This is a genomic window from Cupriavidus sp. CuC1 (assembly GCF_044627735.1).
GTDB lineage: Bacteria > Pseudomonadota > Gammaproteobacteria > Burkholderiales > Burkholderiaceae > Cupriavidus > Cupriavidus ulmosensis.
This window is the reverse complement of the sequence record NZ_JBIUHC010000034.1, coordinates 53,277-71,417: the sequence shown is the minus strand read 5'-3', so window position 1 is coordinate 71,417 and position 18,141 is coordinate 53,277. Positions and strand designations below refer to the sequence as shown.

General features: G+C 59.6%; 14 protein-coding genes and 1 pseudogene. 5 read left to right on the top strand and 10 right to left on the bottom strand.

Annotated elements, in window-relative coordinates; genetic code table 11:
• Positions 1–174: 174 nt before the first annotated feature.
• Both ACGLHR_RS16930 and ACGLHR_RS16925 read left to right on the top strand, forming a co-directional pair.
• The gene (locus ACGLHR_RS16930; protein WP_400095351.1) at positions 175–432 is read left to right on the top strand and encodes a hypothetical protein; all 258 of its coding nucleotides are present in this window, start codon (positions 175–177) and stop codon (positions 430–432) included.
• A 322-nt stretch (positions 433–754) separates the two neighbouring features.
• Positions 755–1,428 (top strand): annotated as a pseudogene (locus ACGLHR_RS16925) (MFS transporter); the annotation flags it as partial.
• Between the two features lie 752 nt (positions 1,429–2,180).
• Here the strand turns inward: ACGLHR_RS16925 and ACGLHR_RS16920 are convergent.
• The gene (locus ACGLHR_RS16920) at positions 2,181–2,723 is read right to left on the bottom strand and encodes a hypothetical protein (RefSeq protein WP_400095349.1); all 543 of its coding nucleotides are present in this window, start codon (positions 2,721–2,723) and stop codon (positions 2,181–2,183) included.
• Between the two features lie 26 nt (positions 2,724–2,749).
• On the opposite strand from ACGLHR_RS16920, the gene ACGLHR_RS16915 reads away from it, so the two are divergent.
• Together ACGLHR_RS16915 and ACGLHR_RS16910 are read left to right on the top strand one after the other, a co-directional pair.
• Entirely contained in the window at positions 2,750–3,124 is a 375-nt protein-coding gene (locus ACGLHR_RS16915; RefSeq protein ID WP_400095347.1) for a hypothetical protein, read from the top strand.
• 584 nt (positions 3,125–3,708) lie between these two features.
• On the top strand, positions 3,709–3,876 hold the full coding sequence (locus ACGLHR_RS16910) for a hypothetical protein (RefSeq protein WP_400095345.1): 168 nt from the start codon (positions 3,709–3,711) through the stop codon (positions 3,874–3,876).
• Positions 3,877–6,924: 3,048 nt separating this feature from the next.
• On the opposite strand, the gene ACGLHR_RS16905 is transcribed toward ACGLHR_RS16910, so the two are convergent.
• On the bottom strand, positions 6,925–7,893 hold the full coding sequence (locus ACGLHR_RS16905) for a ParB/RepB/Spo0J family partition protein (RefSeq protein ID WP_400095343.1): 969 nt from the start codon (positions 7,891–7,893) through the stop codon (positions 6,925–6,927).
• Positions 7,890–9,101 (bottom strand): AAA family ATPase, encoded by a 1,212-nt coding sequence (locus ACGLHR_RS16900; protein WP_318233294.1) that lies wholly within the window; start codon positions 9,099–9,101, stop codon positions 7,890–7,892. The genes ACGLHR_RS16905 and ACGLHR_RS16900 overlap by 4 nt, the downstream gene beginning before the upstream one ends.
• A 1,061-nt stretch (positions 9,102–10,162) precedes the next feature.
• On the opposite strand from ACGLHR_RS16900, the gene ACGLHR_RS16895 reads away from it, so the two are divergent.
• Entirely contained in the window at positions 10,163–11,560 is a 1,398-nt protein-coding gene (locus ACGLHR_RS16895) for a replication initiation protein (RefSeq protein ID WP_400095341.1), read from the top strand.
• Positions 11,561–11,992: 432 nt separating this feature from the next.
• On the opposite strand, the gene ACGLHR_RS16890 is transcribed toward ACGLHR_RS16895, so the two are convergent.
• The 7 genes from ACGLHR_RS16890 to ACGLHR_RS16860 all read right to left on the bottom strand — a co-directional run bounded on the left by ACGLHR_RS16890 (position 11,993) and on the right by ACGLHR_RS16860 (position 18,140).
• On the bottom strand, positions 11,993–12,334 hold the full coding sequence (locus ACGLHR_RS16890; RefSeq protein ID WP_267600347.1) for a helix-turn-helix domain-containing protein: 342 nt from the start codon (positions 12,332–12,334) through the stop codon (positions 11,993–11,995).
• A 2-nt stretch (positions 12,335–12,336) separates the two neighbouring features.
• Positions 12,337–12,693 carry a type II toxin-antitoxin system RelE/ParE family toxin gene (locus ACGLHR_RS16885; RefSeq protein ID WP_318233292.1) on the bottom strand — a complete coding sequence of 119 codons (357 nt, stop codon included), beginning with the start codon at positions 12,691–12,693 and terminating at the stop codon, positions 12,337–12,339.
• 476 nt (positions 12,694–13,169) lie between these two features.
• Positions 13,170–14,411: a helix-turn-helix transcriptional regulator gene (locus tag ACGLHR_RS16880; protein ID WP_400095339.1), complete on the bottom strand. Its 1,242-nt coding sequence runs from the start codon at positions 14,409–14,411 to the stop codon at positions 13,170–13,172.
• Positions 14,412–14,593: 182 nt separating this feature from the next.
• Entirely contained in the window at positions 14,594–16,303 is a 1,710-nt protein-coding gene (locus tag ACGLHR_RS16875; RefSeq protein WP_400095338.1) for an ATP-dependent helicase, read from the bottom strand.
• Complete coding sequence (locus ACGLHR_RS16870) at positions 16,293–16,484, bottom strand: hypothetical protein (protein WP_400095336.1); 192 nt, start codon at positions 16,482–16,484, stop codon at positions 16,293–16,295. Before ACGLHR_RS16870 ends, ACGLHR_RS16875 begins: the two co-directional genes overlap by 11 nt.
• 73 nt (positions 16,485–16,557) lie before the next feature.
• Complete coding sequence (locus tag ACGLHR_RS16865) at positions 16,558–17,445, bottom strand: ATPase (RefSeq protein WP_400095334.1); 888 nt, start codon at positions 17,443–17,445, stop codon at positions 16,558–16,560.
• Between the two features lie 77 nt (positions 17,446–17,522).
• Positions 17,523–18,140 carry a DUF4400 domain-containing protein gene (locus ACGLHR_RS16860; protein WP_400095332.1) on the bottom strand — a complete coding sequence of 206 codons (618 nt, stop codon included), beginning with the start codon at positions 18,138–18,140 and terminating at the stop codon, positions 17,523–17,525.
• Position 18,141 lies beyond the last annotated feature (1 nt).

Here is an 18,141-nt window from a genome sequence, read left to right as displayed (position 1 = left end):
TGTGGACGAAGTCCGCCGATGACATCCTCGCCAGCATCAGGAGATTTTGTCTGCGAATTTCTGACGCAGGACACTAGTCGTGCGCAGACCATGATCGAACTCGTCGTCACGCGTCGCCCCAATGACGGCTAAGAGTTGAAAATCACATGCGCTAACGGTGGGCACGATAAACAATTGGTGCGTTTCATCCGTGCTAAGGTCAGTCTTGAATATCTGCTGCCGGCACGAGCGGTAGTTAGCAGTCTCCACCACCTCGACACCGGTATCGCCCATTTAGCCTGGCGAGTCCGCTGGCAAGACCTTGCCTATGACATTGCGCTGATCCGCGCCACCTTTGCCGTGATCGATCTCAGCTATGTTCTGAGCATGCATCGCGCCACGGGTGAATCCCTACCTGCAGGAAGGGCATCTCAGCAGGGTTCATGCGCCTAACGATCTCTGTGGGAACTGCGCACATGGTGTGCGCATCCCGTTCCCCGAGGGCGCGTTGCAACCCCAGCCGCGCCATCACGCTGATCGGGCTGTGTTCGATAAAGCGTTCCACCACTGCATCCAGCACCACGCCACTGACTCCATTTTCGGGTTCGAGAACACGGAGGGTGCCCTAATCTTCATCACCTTGAAAGGGGTGGCTCCAAGCGGTTGGCGCCAACGCGCGGCTCAGCTGCGGCAAGCGCAGTGGGACGCCTAGTTCTACTCCCTTAGTTGAGCATCAATCAATATGTCGGCCACCAAGCCTCCTTCCACGCGAACCATGAGTCCGACGGACAGCCAGGCCCCAGCTCCCCACACGACGCTACCCAATAAGACGGTGATGCTGCTGGCGGCAGCGGCGGGATTGCCTGTCGCGTCGCTGTACCTCAGCCAGGGTTGCTTGGTGTGCTTGCCGACGATATCGGGGCGTCCGGGAGCACGATCGGCCTCGTGCCAACGCTGCTGCAACTTGGCTATGCGGCGGGTCTTGCTGCTTGCGCCGCTGGGAGACCGATTTGATCGCCGTCGCGTCATCGTCATCAAGGCGACGGCTCTGACGTTGGCACTCCTGCTTGGAGCTCTCTCCCCGGGAATTGGCATGCTGCTCGTTGCCAGCGCCTGCATTGGCTTCACGGCGACGATGGCGCAGGACGTGGTGCCGGCCGCGGCGACACTTGCGCCCGACAGGCATCGTGGAAAAGTGGTGGGTACGGTGATGACAGATTTGCTGATGGGAATGTTGCTGTCAAGAGCGGTTGGTGGCTTCGTGGCGGAGCACCACGGCTGGCGTGCGACGTTCTTCATGGCCGCGGCGAGCATGCATTGATCGGAGTGGCGTGCTGGCGAAAGTTGCCGCGCTTTCTCCCAACCGCGCGGATGTCTTACCTCTCGCTGCTTGCCTCACTGATCAAGCTGTGGAGACAGTATGGCGACTTGCGCCGAGCGACGCTGGCGTGAAGGGTAGTAAAGATGCTCCTTTTGCGTAGTAAAGTCGCGACTACCCCCAGATCCGGCGGCTTTGCCGCCTGGCCGGCCTTCACTGCAAGAGTTCAGGCAGCAACGCGACGATTTTCCTTCGCTCCCTCATCGCTCTAACGATCCTGTGGCTTCGGAATTCAACCCGCCCTATTTTGCGGGCAGTTTTGCCATGCTGTCGCTAGGACGGTCGTTCTGTTCGACGACATCAAAGCCGCTAAGCCGGCCTGAAGCGTAGTAAAGATGCGACCATGTGACGGACCTGCGATAGTTCCAACATTACTTCGCGACTTCAGATAGTGCCAACTTTACTACTCGAAAAAGCGTAGTAATGTTGATACCGTTGCTCGGCCAAGAATCTCTAGTTCCTTGATTTGCATGGATTTTTGGTTCTGCCAGCAGGTCGCATCTTTACTACACTTCACGGCTGCGGATCCAACGCCGTTGGCGTCGCGGAAGGCTCGCCCACGAGCGGCGCAGCAGTAGCCGAGTCAGCCGCTCGCAATCGCGAAGCAAATCATACGATTCGGCTTCTGTCATTGCGCCGAACATCGTGCTGTGCCGGACCATCGCCCTACCCTGCCAACTGCCGGTGGGATGTGGAGGGAGGCACAGCACTCGGCGCCGATAGCGAATGAGCGCGTCGCGTTCATTCGCGGCCACCGGCTCGGGCGCAGGGGCTGCTTCCTGTACCTGGATCGGCAGCACTATGAGTATTGGCAGGACCATCTCTACACCTGCAGCCGCACTGTCTGCTGCGCCGCCACGTAGCCGGACTCCCGGACGGCTCGCTCCCAGTGTGCTGGCTCGAGCACCAACCCGGTTGAGTCCCACTGCGGCCCGTTCAGCAACATCGACTCCACGGCACGGGTGAAGTAGTCCATTGGGATCTCCACTGGCCCTGCCAGTTGCGCGGCCGCATGCGCGTTCACGAACCCGTTCCATAGCGCCGCTGCTGACTGCTCAAGCCGTAGTCCGGCAGCGCATGCGTCAGGATAGAAGAATGCGGTGAAGGTGTCGCCGGTGTCCTCCGGATAGCGGCTCAGGTCATAGCTGGCCAGGCACGTCGCCGCTTCCACCGCGTTCGTGATCCCCCGGAAGTGCAGCTGCTCGATCATGAAGCGCGCAACGATCTGCTCGTCGCCCGCGAGCTGGTATTGCGCCTTGTGTTCCATCAACTGCGGTTGCCCGACCAGGAAGGTGATGAGCCGCACGCCATGGCAGGCGAGTTGGTCATGGACATCGCGCAACCATTCCAGCGCATGCTTGGACAATCGCCAGCACGGTCCATAACCATCCCTTGGCACGTCGCCACTACCGCGTGGCGACCGCGGCCATCGAAGCATTCGTCGATCTTGTCGAGCACTGTGTGCGCGTGTTGATCCCCGGCGCGCTCATTTACGCTCGCCCACGCATGGGCAAGACTCATGCAATCGATTATTTGGCACTACACCTAGCCAGGCACCGTGGCGACATTCTCGTACTGCGCATGTCCTGCGAGCACCACCGCAGTGATTACGAGGGACCCTTCTTCAGCGCGCTTCTGAGTGCTGCGGGTGTGAGACACCCGCAGCCCAAGACCATCGCCGAGAAGCGCTTCGCGCTGATGCGCCGCCTGTGGTGCTCCTGTGCGACGAAGCGCAGATTTGACAATATCTCAAATCGGTTCACCTAAACTATCTGTGCCGGGTGCTAAGGCGAAACGAGTCCGAATCATCTTGGAAATTCGAGGCTGCTGTGCGGGCTGGCGGCGGCAAGAAGGGTTATCGCATGCGCTAACGTATGGCACGACACCTCGAGCAGTGAGCCCAGTCAATGTTTGGAAGCCCGACGGCCGAGTTACTCACTGGTCACACAATCGACTTTGACGCGAGGTAATAGCGCTCCCTACCTCGCGGCAGATGCTATGCAGGGTCTTTGTACTGATTATCGGCATAGCATTCTGCTTGACATTTTGGGTCTGTTAAATGTGGCAGGCGATGTTTTCTGTGTAGTTTCAAAGACTTAGCGGATGAATGTGGTGTCCCGCATGCGTCGCCAAGCTGGCTTGGCAATGGGATAAGCGATGAGGACCCAGCGGAATGATTCTCGCGCTGGGTGTGTTGCCAGGGAGCCGCCCTATTCCCTTGCACCGATCCCAGCAAATCCCTGGAAGCCACAGAGCAGCGACGCTGAGTCAGAATCATGCGGGGCAGCGACGGGCGGCCAATGCTCTGGTACCACTAGGCAAGGAGAGGGGTTTCGCTACCTGTGCTGGCAGTGCATGCAGACTCGGCCCGGCTCGAAGCCACACTCGCCCCGTTCGCCAAGACCGGTGCCAGCGGTGGCGTGGTGCACGGCGAGTGGGTTGCGGACCCCGAGAACCCGACCGAGTCCCTGGTACGTCTTGCGCAGATGCGTTCCGTCGGCGGCCAGGGAGCTGCATAAACTTAACCGCCGAGGAATTGAAGTGCCCGCTAGCGTCAAAGACCCGCCCCGCCTGTCGGTCCTGGGCTCATACAGTCCGAGCGTGGGGCGCTTGTGGCGGCATCCCGTCAGGGTCAGGCTATCCGGCTCTTCACATTCTGCACGGCCAACTGCTTGCCACGCGCGTGCGTGGCTTGAAACAGGTCGAGATCGGACGCGTCGCTTCGACATGCGCTAGGGTCGACTCAGTTGGCCAGAACACGCAATGACAGCCCGAATCACCTTAGGTGAATCTTGCTGATGTCCAGCAGGATACCAGTTGCCGCAAGCGCACAACGGACCTCACCTTTGCCTAATCGTTAGCTAGGCGGGCAGTTCTGCCCACCAAAGGTGAGGTTGTTTGTGCAAACGGCATTGCCAGCCCGCCGAACTCGCAAGCCTGTGCGTCCCTTCACTTCTTCCACGATGTCTCGCCGCGGTTCGAGGATTGCGCCGTGGTCGCAGTGGGCACCGGGGAGATAAAGCGCCAGCACTACGCTGGCGTTAGTGGATACAGTTGGTGCCCTTCCGGCCGTGCCTGCGCAAGCGCCGCAACGTGGGACGGTCAGTTTTCTTCCAGACCGGCGAGCAGCGGTTCCCAGACATTCTTCTTCCTGGGTGGCACCTTGCGCGATCAAGACTACCCGCAAGTTCGTGAGATTGGCGGGTCTCAAATCCGTGGCGACTTGCTCCCCAAAGGCTTCCATTCAAGCGGGAATGCATTGTGCCAAACGCGCCCACTGCGTATCCGGCCTGGATGCAGACGGGGACGCCACATGTTCAGCGGCCCGATCCGCCCTGCACGGCCCACGCCATCCTTTCTGGCGGCTTTGCCGCACTCCACTTGGCCTCTTCCGTGAAATTCAAGGCGCGAAGGATTGAAGTCCCAACTTTGCGCCGGAGGAGAACTAGCGGCCGTTAGTGGCACTCACCAGGGGGAGAAAAGGCAGCGCTCGGCAAGAATACGCCAAGCGAACAGGTGCACGGAGAAAGCACGCACGGTAACCCGACGCCAGATACGACAGGTAGACACACGCGCAGACGGCGCGAGGAGCTGGCAGTGGCCGCAAATCTAACGTGGCCCAGCGGAAGCTTCCTGAGGCTCGCCGATCCAACGGGCCCGTTCTGCGAGGTCGATGCCGCAATGGGCCGTCATTGTCGGCCGATGGACAGCATCGTTTCTAGCGAGACACTTCGCGTCGACGCGGCCCGTTGAGGGCACATACCCTCAATCCGGTATGCCACGGCAACGCATGCGGCGGCCGGCTTCCGACATGCCAACTCGGAGATGTCCATCAGCCGCTCGGTGCCTCAGTTGAGCTGGGTCATCGGCGTGCTCAGGGGCGGAGTCGCCATCCGCATACGAGAGACGTGTTCCTCGACGATGGCCTGTAAGGACGCTCTCGAGATCACGCCGAGCCCATGGGCAACCGCCGGCAAGTCGCGGCAACATGTGGCGGCAGGTCTGGGCCATATTTTTCATTCGGAATTCTAGGGCCCGCGTCGGGCGACAGGCGTATCGGACATGGCGCACATCAAGGCAGTGGCTTGATCGGTCACCCGAAGCCCTGTGCCCAGCTTGCGGGAGGCCTGCGGTAAAGGACCGCCCGGGACTCGGGGCCCCCCGATGCGGCGACAGTCATCGCCGGCTACCACGAAGACCGGTTCCTGGACACTTCTGACGCAGTGAAAGGGCTTGACATGGACGGCCATGTGGCGATCTCCCGTAGTACGAAGCCGATCGGATCGTCGAGGAACAGCAATCACACTATCGGCATGACACGACCCGACGCATAGCCAGAGTTGATGGTTCGGGCGCGTCGTTCAACCAGCCACATCCATTCCCGCTGCGTCGTCCCTTGTGCCTCGCCTGCCAGCAGCAGTATGCTGCCCGCCGCCTTGGGCGGTTAGTTCGATCCTATTGCCATGGCCAGCGGATTTGAGCTGGCGTTGCGCCGATTGGCGTAAGGTGGCCAAAAGACCGGGTCCCGCACCAGGCGGTATGGCTCCTGGTCCCCACAATAGGGTTCGCGTCGAGCCCCCAGCAAAACGGGTATCGTCCTCGTGCTCCAGAGACGGTCGAGATCGCTGCGCAGGCACAACCACTCGGCGAATAGCAAGCGCTGCCGAAATTGAGGGTTGGCCTTCGCTGGGGGCGAGACCTAACAGCGTACAAAGCTTGCTCGGAGATGAGGTGCCGCGTCGCTGCGAGATCGGCCACACGAGTGACCTGTAATGGATATACCCGATGCCGGAATGAGGCCTCGCATTCAAGTTGGCAATCAAGGCGTCGGAGCAGTTATGCGAGTTGGAACTGAGTGGCCAGTTGCGCGGGCTCGCTCCCGCGCTTCGGCAGAGGCACGGTCCCGTTGTCACCTTCAGGGCGGCGGGAGCTTGCGGATGCGAGGCGACCGAAGCGCGACTCCACAGACCGCCGATCATCCTTGCTGCGCCGATGGCTGTGGCATGACCGGGTCCTGCGGCTTGAGCAGCCTGGTGCGGACTACCTTGTCATGGATCGTCTCGTCCTTTCGTATGCAGTGGCCAGCGCGCCATCCATACTGAATTCGTGCCAGCGGACCCCGACAAGCAGTCGCCGACCGGTTCGACGGCAGGCCTGTGCCGGCGGCATCGCGCCGCTGAATCGCGTGCCGAGTACATAGTATGTACTCGGCGCTGTTGCCAGCTAGGGAATAGATGCCCAGCCAGCGCATGCGCGGTTGACCTCGGTGGGAGTCGTCATAGCAAGGCTTTCCGGCTATACCCCGGACGAGGTACGCAAGGGCAGACTCCGTGGAGCCGAGGCGACAGCGATTGGTCGCGGACCCAGCCGCTCCTTCAACAAACGTCGCCACGGTAGCATGTTGGCCAACGGACGCGCAATTCCCTTACCATCCGTGCAGCATGCTACGACGGTTAAGGCATTACCGCGCCGCGTACATAGTATGTACACGCGCGGGGTGCAGCGCCCGACGCAGGCAGGGCAAAAAAAAGCCCGCTCTGGGCGGGCTCTTCCTGAATATGACACGGTCAATTTGGCTGGGGATGAAACATCTGGCTGATCATTTCCCTGATCTGCGTCTCTTGCGCCTCGCTCAGGACGCCAGCTTTAATCTTCACCGTGAAGCTGTTAATGTCCTTGGTGATCGAGCCAGCCTGTTCCTTTCCCGAGAAGAACTTGTCAATGCTGCGCCCGCTTGCCGACTCCGTGGTTGCACGACGGGTGGCCAGCGCCCCAATCGCCGAGGCCACCTTCCCCTGATCCATGTTTCCTTTAACGACCAGTGGCCAGATCTCCTTGGCGGCCTCGATACCTTTTTCGCCATGCTTGCGGATGGCTCCAACGAGAGCATGTGCTGCGTTGCCACCTAGCAGCCGCGGATGCAGATGGAGGTCATTCAAGATGAAATCAGGCAGCTTGTCGAATGCGAGGAACTGGTAGAGGCCGGTTCTGGAGAGACCTACCGCTTCCGCCATCCGCTTACGGTCGGGAAACTCTTTCTCAGACCGCCGAATAGACTGGCTGACTTCAAAGTCAGACAGGTCATCTCGGCTGATATTCTCGACCAGGGCAAGAATAGCCATGTCGGAGTCGGAACACTCCACAACGACCGACTTGATGGTATCGAGCCCCAGAATTTTATGCGCTCGCCACCGACGTTCGCCCGCCACGATCTGATAGGCCGACTCAGCGCGACGAACCACGATGGGTTGCATCAACCCAACTTCACGAATTGACTCGGCTAGGTCTCCCAGCTTCGCTTCGTTAAAGACCTTCCGCGGCTGCCATGGGTTCGGGACAACCTCCGCAACCGGCAGTTGGGACGAAGTCCCAGTCGATTCCAGCTCTTGGACTCGGATTTGAGCCACAGCCAATGCCCCCGCCAGACCAGGCGCTGTCTGCGTGCGGTCGGTCCGCTTGACCTCGTCCTCCTTGATCGCAGAAGTCTTTCGGATGCCGGCCGTCTTTGCCAGCAGCTGTTCACGCATATTGCTCATTGCGCGTTCCTCCACTTTTCTTCAAATATTTCGTCCACCCATCGGCAGTAGTCGATGAGGGGTTTCCGAATCCGCTGCAGCGACTTGGCCGCGCTGTGGGTACCGCTGACGTCAAATACAGTCGAGAAAGCCAGTGCCCCCGTGCTCATGACCGAACTGGCAGGTACTTCGATCGAATGTAACCAGTTCTCGTAAGCGCTTTCGGCCCATGCGCGGACGATAGGCGCGGATGAGGTACGACCATAGTCGACTTTCGAGAGCAAAAGAGAGACGAAGTCATACTTCTTGTCCGCCTCATACTTGATGAAGCTCTTGGAAACATCCGAGAACAGGCGCCAGAAGGACAGCGAACTAATGAAGTCCAAATTCTCGGGCACCATCGGCATAACCATTGCATCTGCCGCTAACAGTGCGTTCAGGTTTAGGTATGACAAGGAAGGTGACGTGTCCATCAGGATGTAGTCGTAACGCTTCCGCAGCGGTTCAAGCCCCGACCGCAGCACCGTCCAAAACTTGAAGCCCGGTTTCGTCTTCTGCATTGCTGGCAGATGGAACTCCGCACCAATCAACTCTGTGTGCGCCGGGATGACGTCAAGGCCATCCCAATAGGTGGACTGAACCCTTTCTTCCAGGCCACCTCCGAATTCTTGATCGTAGATGTATGGCAGTACGGTGTCTTCCGGCGTTACGTCTTTCTCTGCGTATAAGCCGCACAATTCCGACAGCGAGGCCTGCGGATCGAGGTCAATCACAAGCACCTTGCGACCGCGCAACGTTAGCGCTTGCGCGAGACACATCGTTGTTGTTGTCTTGGCCGACCCACCCTTCAGTTGAGCCGTAATGATGATCTTCCCTTTCGGTTCCCGTATTCCAGTAACGAGCGGCGTCTGATAAATATCCGAAACCCTCTGGACCCAAACACGTGCTTCCGCCAATGTGAAGGTGCGGGTTCGGCCAGTTCCTGCGGCTGTGCCCGCTGGCAATTCACCGCCACCCTTTGTCGCAAGATACTGCACCTGGGAGTGCGAGATGTTGCACATCTCGGCAATTTCGCCTGTCTTGAAGATTGGCGCAGTTTTTCGGGGCCTGGGCGCCAGAATCGTCTCACGCAGCTCACTCGTGAAAATTGTCACCTTCTCTGCAAACTTGCTGATTTGTTCTAGAGGGACGGTCCGGTCTACAGCAGGAAGTTGGCTTATTTTCACCATTCTGAGGTTTTTCCAGAAGAATATATAAACCTCAGAATACAGGAAATGCTTGAGATACGCTGCATAAATTGTTGTTTCCTATAGAGCACCGCCAATAAACCGACGATCCATGAGGCTTGGCGTACCCCCAAGTCCCGGAAACGCAGTAATGTGGACCACGAGTTCGTCAGGAACTCGCACAAACAACCTCACCTTCAGTGGGCAGGAGAAGGACTCGTGGGGGCTGCGTGCCTAGAGAATAGGCAAAGGTGAGCCCTGTTGTGCGGATGCGGCAGTTGTTAACCTGTTGATTTGCACAAGTAACCTCACTTTGACAACTTGATCCTTACAGGGAAGCTTTGTGAACAACGCGGTACCTACTCTGTTCAACATAAAAATGGCCCCGACTCCACATTGGCAAGTTCAGCGACCAAACCAGTGCCCCTGTTCAGTTCGGTGCCCCTCAACTAGGCCTGGCGAACGTGTTTTCGCAGCCTAAGAGACATCGGATGGTGAGGTCTATTGTGCAAAGCTGGGATGACTAATCGCGGCCTCGCACAATCAACCTCACCGTTGCTCAACAGTCGTCCACCGTGAACAAAGAACCTCACCTTTCAACTTCACTCGGTTTCTAGTTGGTTTGTTTTATTTGAAGTAAACAACCCAACCAACCCACAAGAGATCGGTAAACCTTTTAAAATCAGAGTCTTATCCTCTATAAGGTGAGGTTGCCTGTGCAAAAGGTGAGGCTCGTTGTGCAGTGAGGTGCTGGTCCTTGTGCCGCCTAGGTGAGATAAGGGATACACAAAAGTGAGGTCCATTGTGCAACCCGATCGATGGTGAGGTTTGCTGTGCTAACACAATGGCGTTTCCTTGAAACCTCGACAACTTAAGGGTTAGGCGGCAAACGCCTCGTCACAGTGGTGAGGTTTATTGTGGGGTAGGTGAGAGTCGTTGTGCACGCCGCGAGAAAAGAGCGCGCATCAAGGATTCGTAGCGACACAGAAGGTGAGGTCCATTGTGTTGACACCTCACCTAAGCATGCTAAAGTGCGCAGAGCCCAGAACAACGAGCAGAAAGCTATGGCGTCGGACAATATCGAGGAGGTTAAATCAAGCGCAACGCCTCGACAGATGGCACTCGCGTTGTTCGAGGACATGTTTGACTTGGGCTTGCCCATCAACGAGGCCAATCGTGAGATCGGATTTCAGCGCAATAACGTCTTTACTGAAATCGTCAACATGGGGCTTGCGGCGCGGCGCTTCCTTGACGCCGCGTATTTTATTGTCGGGCAAGAACCCGAGGCCCGGGCACAGTACGACGTTGATCTGAACTACTTCAAGTGGTTGATGCGCTATGACAGTCGCAATATCAAGCACCTCAGGTCCATCGCTGACGAAGCACAGAATGCGAAAATTCGCGTCACCAATACACCATTGGACCGGGAACCCCATGAAGATGACTTGTGGGTACAAGTCCAACTAATAGGTCTCGTGGGTTTTCTCCGGGGGCGTGTCAGCTTCGACGTACATCCTCGCTTACTCCCACTTATCCGTGACCCGCGCAAGTCCCACTGGCTGAGCTTAAGGATTTCCACCGCCTTCACACGCAGCTTGGCGCGGGCGATCTACGATAAGGTTCTGCCATGCGTGCAGGTCGGCCGAACGGACTGGATCCAGCTAAATGAAATGCGTATGTGGCCCGGAAAAATGGGGGCCAACGCGGCAATATTCAAATACTTCAAACGCGACTGGTTAGAACCGGCGGTCCAGGAGATCAACAAAGTCTCGGACATCGAGCTCTCCTACGAGACTCGGGCCCAGTCTACCTCTTCGAAGAAGGTGGACCGAATCAGGTTCCTGCTCAAGCGAAAGGATACCGCCGACGCTGTCATGGCTAGCCTGGCAGATGCAAGCCACCTCTATAAGATTCTCAAGGACGAGTTCAACCTGTCTTCCCGGCAGTTCAGCGAGATATCGGAAAACCGTGAGGTATGGACCGACGAACGGATCATGCAGGCCGTTGAATACACCCGCTTCAAGCTTCATCGAGGGCAGGTGAAGAAGAGTCCCGCAGGCTATCTAATGAGCGCCCTGCGGGACAACTGGAAGATATCGGAAGCTGAACGAACGATGGTCCAGGTCCAAACCAAGCTCCTAGCGGTTGAAAAGCAGCAAGAGGTCGCAAAGTCCGAGACCACGAATGCTGTTGCTCGTAGTGTCGCATCACACGACGATCAGGTCCGTGCACGTATGAACGAAGACTCGCGCAAAGGTCTGGACCACTTCAAAGCGGCAGAAGCAAGAACGAGACAAGATCTGATTCGCACGTGGCTCGCATCGAGAGAGGGCAAGCTCTTGCTGCGACGTATGAAGCTCGAGCCGTCCTCAGTGACAGAGCAGGACGTCCTCGCGCAGACAGAGTTGAGCTGGTACCTCGGTCAATATGTGTTTGGTCGCATCAAATCTGCGCTCGGGTAATGAGCCGCGGATGGATGGCTTGCCACGGGGGTATGTCGGCAACAGGGTCGCTCGCTCCCATCAATGGTCTTTGACCGCTACATCAAGCGAGATTGGCCTGCGTGTTCCGCAGGCTTGCCCCTGCTGGGCCCTTCCTTGTCAGCCGGAGGCGCGACCAAGACATTGGACCCGAGCCTTACCCTGCGATCTGGTGGTTCGGAGCTCAATGACGCAGGCTGTTTCCGAAGGTGCCGTCCACACGGGGTAAAGCGCATCAGAGCGCGTTGGAGCGCCTGGTAACGCGCTGGAGCGCTTCCACGCCTGGAAGCGCGTAAACGCAGATGGGTTTTCAGCGAGCAGCGAGTTCCTTGGTTGGCCGGATTGCTTGACAGGGGGCTGCGGCTGCCACCGTCATTAGCCCGCCGAGCTCGTAAGCCTAGGACTTTTTTGTCGTCAGGCAACCACTACGTGAGTGTGCCCCAGCGTTCGGCGACCGGCCTTCCTCACCACGATGTCCACGTCGCGCCCCAATCGGTTCAGGCACTCGATCATCTTGGCCTGGCTAATGCCGCGGAATTTGCCGCGCAATAGCTCGGAGAGCTTGGGTTGCGGCATGCCCAGCAGTTCGGCCGCCCGTTGCTGGGTCAAGTGCCGGCTCTTGATGATCTGCGCGATCTCATGTGCCAGTCCGGCCTTGACCAGCATTTCGTCGGCGTCCGGATAGCCCAGGTCCGCATAGGGATTGTCGCTGCCTTGCTCAATGGTAAGGTCGTCGATGGTTGCTATCGTGTTCATGTTCATTGCTCCTTCTCCAAGGCCGTCACAGCTTTCAGGCGAGCCTCTATCAAGTCCATGTCCGGTTTGGGTGTGGCAATGCCGCTGGTCGATTTCTTCTGGAAGCAATGCAGCACGTACACCGCCCCCGCGTAGCGCACGGTGTACACGGCGCGGTAGGTGCCGCCCTGGTGGTCTTCCACCACTTCCAGCACACCCGCCCCGCCGAAGCCCTTCAGCGGTTTGGCCTGGCTGTGCTTACTACCCACCTGGGCCAAGTGCAGCGCATAGCCAAAGGTGTCTTGCACGTCTTTCGGCATCGCGCCCAGGTCTTTTTTCGCTGACCCCACCCAGCGCAGCATTTTTATCGTCGTCGGCATCACAGGATTATACCTAAATATAGATAAAAATGCGCATCGCACCGTGCTGCCGGACCCTGTCGGTCAACGGTTCTGCAATGGATGACCGTTACGAATTACCCTCCCACGCCACCTCGCGCCCGCCAGAAATGTGACGCATCGTACGCCAACCAGTGCACCTCGGCTCGTTACACACGATTGGTGCGATGCGCTCGTATGCATGGAGTGCGGCCCGCTCGATCCTGCCGAGGCTCATCTCGGTGACTGGAGTGCCGCAGGTCTTCAGCGCGAATACCAGCTAGGCGGCGATGGGAGGGGACGCGAGGCGCTCGATCCAGATGGACAAGACGGGGATTGCTAACAGCGCGAGAAGCACGGTCTGCGCGTCCGACACGCCATGCGCCGGCACACGGAGATAGGCCAGGCCGCCTCAGGGTGCAAATCCGGACAACCGAAATGCGGCCTTCAGCGAAGGTTACGCCGGTACCGAGGCCGCGCTATCCCTCGCCGTTCTGAAGGGCGAGGCGTGCCGCGCACCTGGTCAAGTGCGCCGGCGACGAGCGCCCACGAAGTATTCCCCGGGCGGCGGCTAACTGCGCCTCCATCACCGCCAAGGACTGGCCGCGTTTGAACGGGCCCACACAGGGCCGAGCAAAGGCCGACTTTCCGTCGTTCGCCTGGCATGCCGCAATCTCCCGCAGGAGATCGAGCGCGAGCCCATGGGGTGCCGCGGCCCTACGGCCAGCCTTCTCGATTACCACCGATGCCTCATCAACGCTGAGCACGGCACCGTCGGCACGCGTTACCTGGACCCCGCGGAGCCTTGAGACCAGGTCTGAAATTTCCGCGGCTACAGCCGCTGCGGCCTCTCCCTTGGCGCGCTCGGCTTGCGCTTGCGTTGCCTGCTGTTCTGCGACAAATGTGTAGTCGACCGTCTTGGAGAGCAGGGCCTGAATGTAGGCGAAGAGTTCTCTGCCCTTGAGCGGGATCAGCGCATCGCTGACCACTGCGATTACGTTCGAAAGCCGGTGGCCGACGGCCTTGGCGCGTTTCATGAGGGCGAACAGGCCGGGCAGCGCGAGTCCGTTTTGCGTGACCAGCCAGGCCAGCTCCGAAGGCACGGCTTTGCCCAGCACGCGAATGAATGGGCTCGCCCCCGGCGACTGTTTCTTCGAAGAAGATTGTTGAGGGGGTAGGTTAACGTCTCTCACCGGTGCGAGGTTGGGCAGGCGGCGGGTCGGTCCCCGGTCCTGTAAGTCGGGGGATCTCGCCGTGGCACCCATCTCACGCGACGGTTGAGTTGACGCTAGGCCAAGATTCCAAATGGCTTGTACCGAAAGCCGGATCCGGCCAAGGGCCTTCAGATTGCATGTGGACTGTCTTTGCTCCTCCCGCTCGATCAGGCCGGCACCCTCCAGGGCTGCAAGGCAACGATAGACAGTCGCCTCGCTAAGCCGAAGTCGTTGTGCGATTGTGACCTTCTTCATGAAGATCCAGTCCGCTGGATCTTGCTGTTTGACGCCGTTGCGGATCAGGCAGGCAAGCACCTGACGTTGCGTCTGTGTCAGCGCGAACGCATGCAACGCCTCGTAGACGCGCACGAGCGCGTTGGCAATCTTGCATGGTAGGTAGTGTGGTCCGGACTCGCTTGCGCCGTAGGTGGTCGCATGTGAGTTGCCCAGCGCCTCAGGACGCGTCGTCGCGCTGCCGATGGGCGAGCGCCGCCCGTCGGCTTCCATGGTTCGAATCATGTGCCGCCGTTCTATGCAAAAAATAGTTGTGAAGGCGTTGACAGGACCAGAAGGCTTTCCTAGACTTTGCACTCAGTGGGGAGAAAGTCTGGTGCACCTTTATCGAGGTCCCGGCAACTTCCGCAAAAGCCAGGACTGCAATCCTGGCTTTTGTTTTTAGGGGGGATCTGTCATGCCAGCCCCGCCTCCATCACGAAGCGCGACGTGGGGTTCTTCTTGGCCGTACTGAGTGCGAGCCAGTCGCGGGCGCGTGTCATGCCAACGTAGAACAAGCGCCGTTCCTCTGATTCGGTACTGCCTTTGTCATCTGGGATAACTGTCTCCTCTACACGGATGACAACAATCCCATCCCATTCGAGGCCCTTTGACGCGTGGATGGTGGTGAGCACCAGTGCGTCAGGTGTCGGCTCGTTGTTCTGTCGGCGCAGGAATTCCAGCCGCTCGGAGAACGTGCCATTGAGGCGAGAGAGCACGTCATAGGTCGTGGTAATCGCTCGCCTGGCTGGGTCTGCCTTGGCGTGTTGGGCCATCCACTCACGCACGCCTTCGAGGACCAGCGAGTAGAACTGCCGGTCGCAGAGAGTGCGCCATTCGGCCAGCCGCTTCATCAGGTCGCGGTATCGGTCGGCGGTTTCCTCCGATACGCCGAACGCAACAAGCTCCTTCTTCTGACGTTGTTCCAGCGCCGGCCCCATCTTGCTGTGCAGCAGCCGCAGTTCCTGGGCACCTACGCCAGCGAAGCCCAGCAACGCATCCAGCCCGTTGGCCTTCACCTTTTGGATGATTTCCAGCAGGTTGCCCATCAGCGCCGCCTCGGGGCGGTTCAGGATCGACTTGCCGGAGGCGCGGTAGTATTTCACGCCATGCGAGCGGCACACGGCTTCTACCGGGTCGAGGATGCGATTTGTGCGCGCCAGGATGGCGGCAGATTTCCCCTCACGCAGGGTCGGAGCGAGCGCTTCGATGGCGGCAACGGACTCGGCATACTCATCGTCGTAGCGGTTGAACTGAACGGTTCCGCCCGGACCTTTCTGTGCCACCAGTGTCTTGGGGATGCGGTCGCGATTGTTCTGGATAACCTTGTCGGCGGCGGCTAGGATCTCGGCCTTGCACCGGTAATTGCTGCCAAGCACCACGGGCTGGGCGTCGAACTGGCGGATGAACGATTCCATGCCCCTAAAGCCCAACGCGCTCCGAAATCCGTAAATCGACTGGTCGTCGTCGCCCACCACCGTCACGATCGAGCCTGCTTGTGCGTGCAGGGCGACCCATTGGTATTGCAGCGGGTCGGTGTCCTGGAACTCGTCGACCAGCAGATAGGTGAAGGGGTAGGGCTTGAGGGCGCCACGCTGCAAGCCTTCCACCGCTAGCCGCAGCATGTCCTGGAAGTCGATTTTGGCGTTGCGCTCCAAGGCGTGCTGGTAGGCCCGGTAGAGGCGCGCCTCGTGGGTGCCGTCCTGGACGTTGCCGAAATTGGTCTTGATGACCTCGATGGCGGCAATCGCATCCTCGATCTTCCAGTCCAACTCGGCTTCTTCCAGTGCGTGGGCCACCAGCACCATCCGGTCGCCGTCTGTGGCGATATCCGGGCGCTCACCGCCAGCGCCGCCCAATTGCTTGTACGACAACGAATGGAAGGTGCCGGCCACCAGGCGCCGCTTGGCTCCTGCGCCCGCGAGCGCCAGAATGCGGTCACGCAACTCCACCGCGGCATCCTTGCTGAACGTCACCGCGCCGACCGTGGCATTGGGCTCGGCCAGCAGAATCGCGGCCTTGGTCGCGATGGTCTTGGTTTTGCCGGCACCAGGGCAGGCGACGGCGACACAATGCCGGCGCAACTCCACCACTTCGCGCTGGGCTGGATTCAGTTCATCCAGCATGGGCAGATCGTTCCGAGGGGAGGTAGATCACTTCAATATGATTCTCGCCGCAGCGCCAGTGAATACCGTCGTCGTCGCGGATCACGAGCCGGCCGTTGCTGCTGTCATGTGCGATGACGACCCCTTCCCCAAACGAATTGAAGTCGGTCTGGAATTCCACCCTGGCGTTCGTCAAGTCCATATGGTTTAGCCTGTCAATCGGTCGGTGTTTCGGGAGGTTGCCGCCCGCCAAGAAGAGGGGCGGCACGTAACGTTCAGACGTCGCGCACTGTGGTCATCAGTTTCAGGTGGGTCGTGTAGCCGCGCAGGCCGAGCGGGTGGAAGCTGCGCAGGAAGCGCGCCACCTCGTCGTTGATGTCGGTCTGGTCGCGAATGCCATTCCAGACCATGAAGTCGAACTGATCCATCGTGCGGTCGAACTTGGCCAGCACGCCCAGCACGCGCATCGAGAAGCGAGAATAGGCTTCGACCGTGAGGCTCAATGATGGCAGCGTGACCGACGGCTCAAACACAATGTCGTTCTTCGCTCGCATCTCTGCTTCACGCTGCGTGCGCAGCGCTTCGGCGACGCGCAACTGCTCGTCGACGTAGTCCTCCATGCGGGACAGGGCGCGCTCGAAGTACTCTTCCACGGCGGCCAGCTCGGTCTTGGCATAGGTGGCGCTGCCAAAGCGCTGCAGGTTGATGCTCATGCGGTTCATGAACGGCCACCATTGTTCAAACAGCGGGCGCAGGCGAGTGTGGTTGAGCTTGATGGCGACCGGCACGACCGCGGCGCCGGCCAGTTGACGGGTCAGGATCTGGACGCCGATTTCGCGACGACGGCGAATGATCGCGACGCGGTCCTCCGGCTTCAGTTCGCGAAATCGCTTGCGGGTGTTGTCGACCTCAACTTTCTTCTCCGCGGCCTCCTCCAACGAGATCAAGCCCTCTTTGCGCAGCGTCTCGGCCGCCGAATCCATTTCTTGCAGCTCGCGCTCGAGCGAGCCGTCGTCCGCGCCGTCCGTGATGCCCGCGCCGGTGCCGGGAGCCATGTCGGCCAGCTCGATGGCCGGGCCGCTTGCGGCCGGGCTATCGGTTGCTGCGGCGAGTGGCGCATCGTCCAGTGCGGCGACAACGGCGGTGTCAGTGTTGGTGGTCATGCTGTTCTCTCCTGAATGGACCCCCAAGGGTGGGCGATCCGCGTTGAATGGTTGCGTTGCGGTTGATGTGAGTGCGGCTACCGGTTCGAATGGAAGCTGGCTGCAAGCCGCCAGGCGAGGGCACCGATGCAGGCGGCCGCGACCGTCCACACGACGGCGGGCAGCGACATAGGCAGAAGCAGGGCTGAGCCGCTAACGCCAAATGCGACCAGCAACCCGTGTGCCGCGAGGTGGAAGCCCACGGGACTGGCCACCCCCGCCGCAGCGGCCCGGATGCGGCGCTGCACCGCGCCGTCGTTGAGCGTGGCTGCCATGAAGAAGATCGCGCCCCACAACCAGTTGCCGGCGACCGTGGCCCGATAGATCGCGCGGTACAGTTCCATCCAGAGGTGCCGCATCCAGTTCGAGGCGATGCCGGCTGTGCCCCCGTCGCTGACAAGGGTCTGGTTGGCGGAACCGGCATAGGAGCGGCGTATCGCGCCCGAGTCGACGAACCACGCGCGGAACCGCTCGTTGGCGCGGCTGGCTAGATTGTTGGCCCGGCCTTCCCCGAACACGGATTCGACCGAAGCCTGCTCCGCGGCATCGATCTCGAAGTGCCTGTCATCGGGCAGCACGGGCGCGAGTGTCGCCAGTAATACGGGCGTGACGACCAGCCACAGGCGCATGTGCGAAGCGAAACGACTGTTGGACATA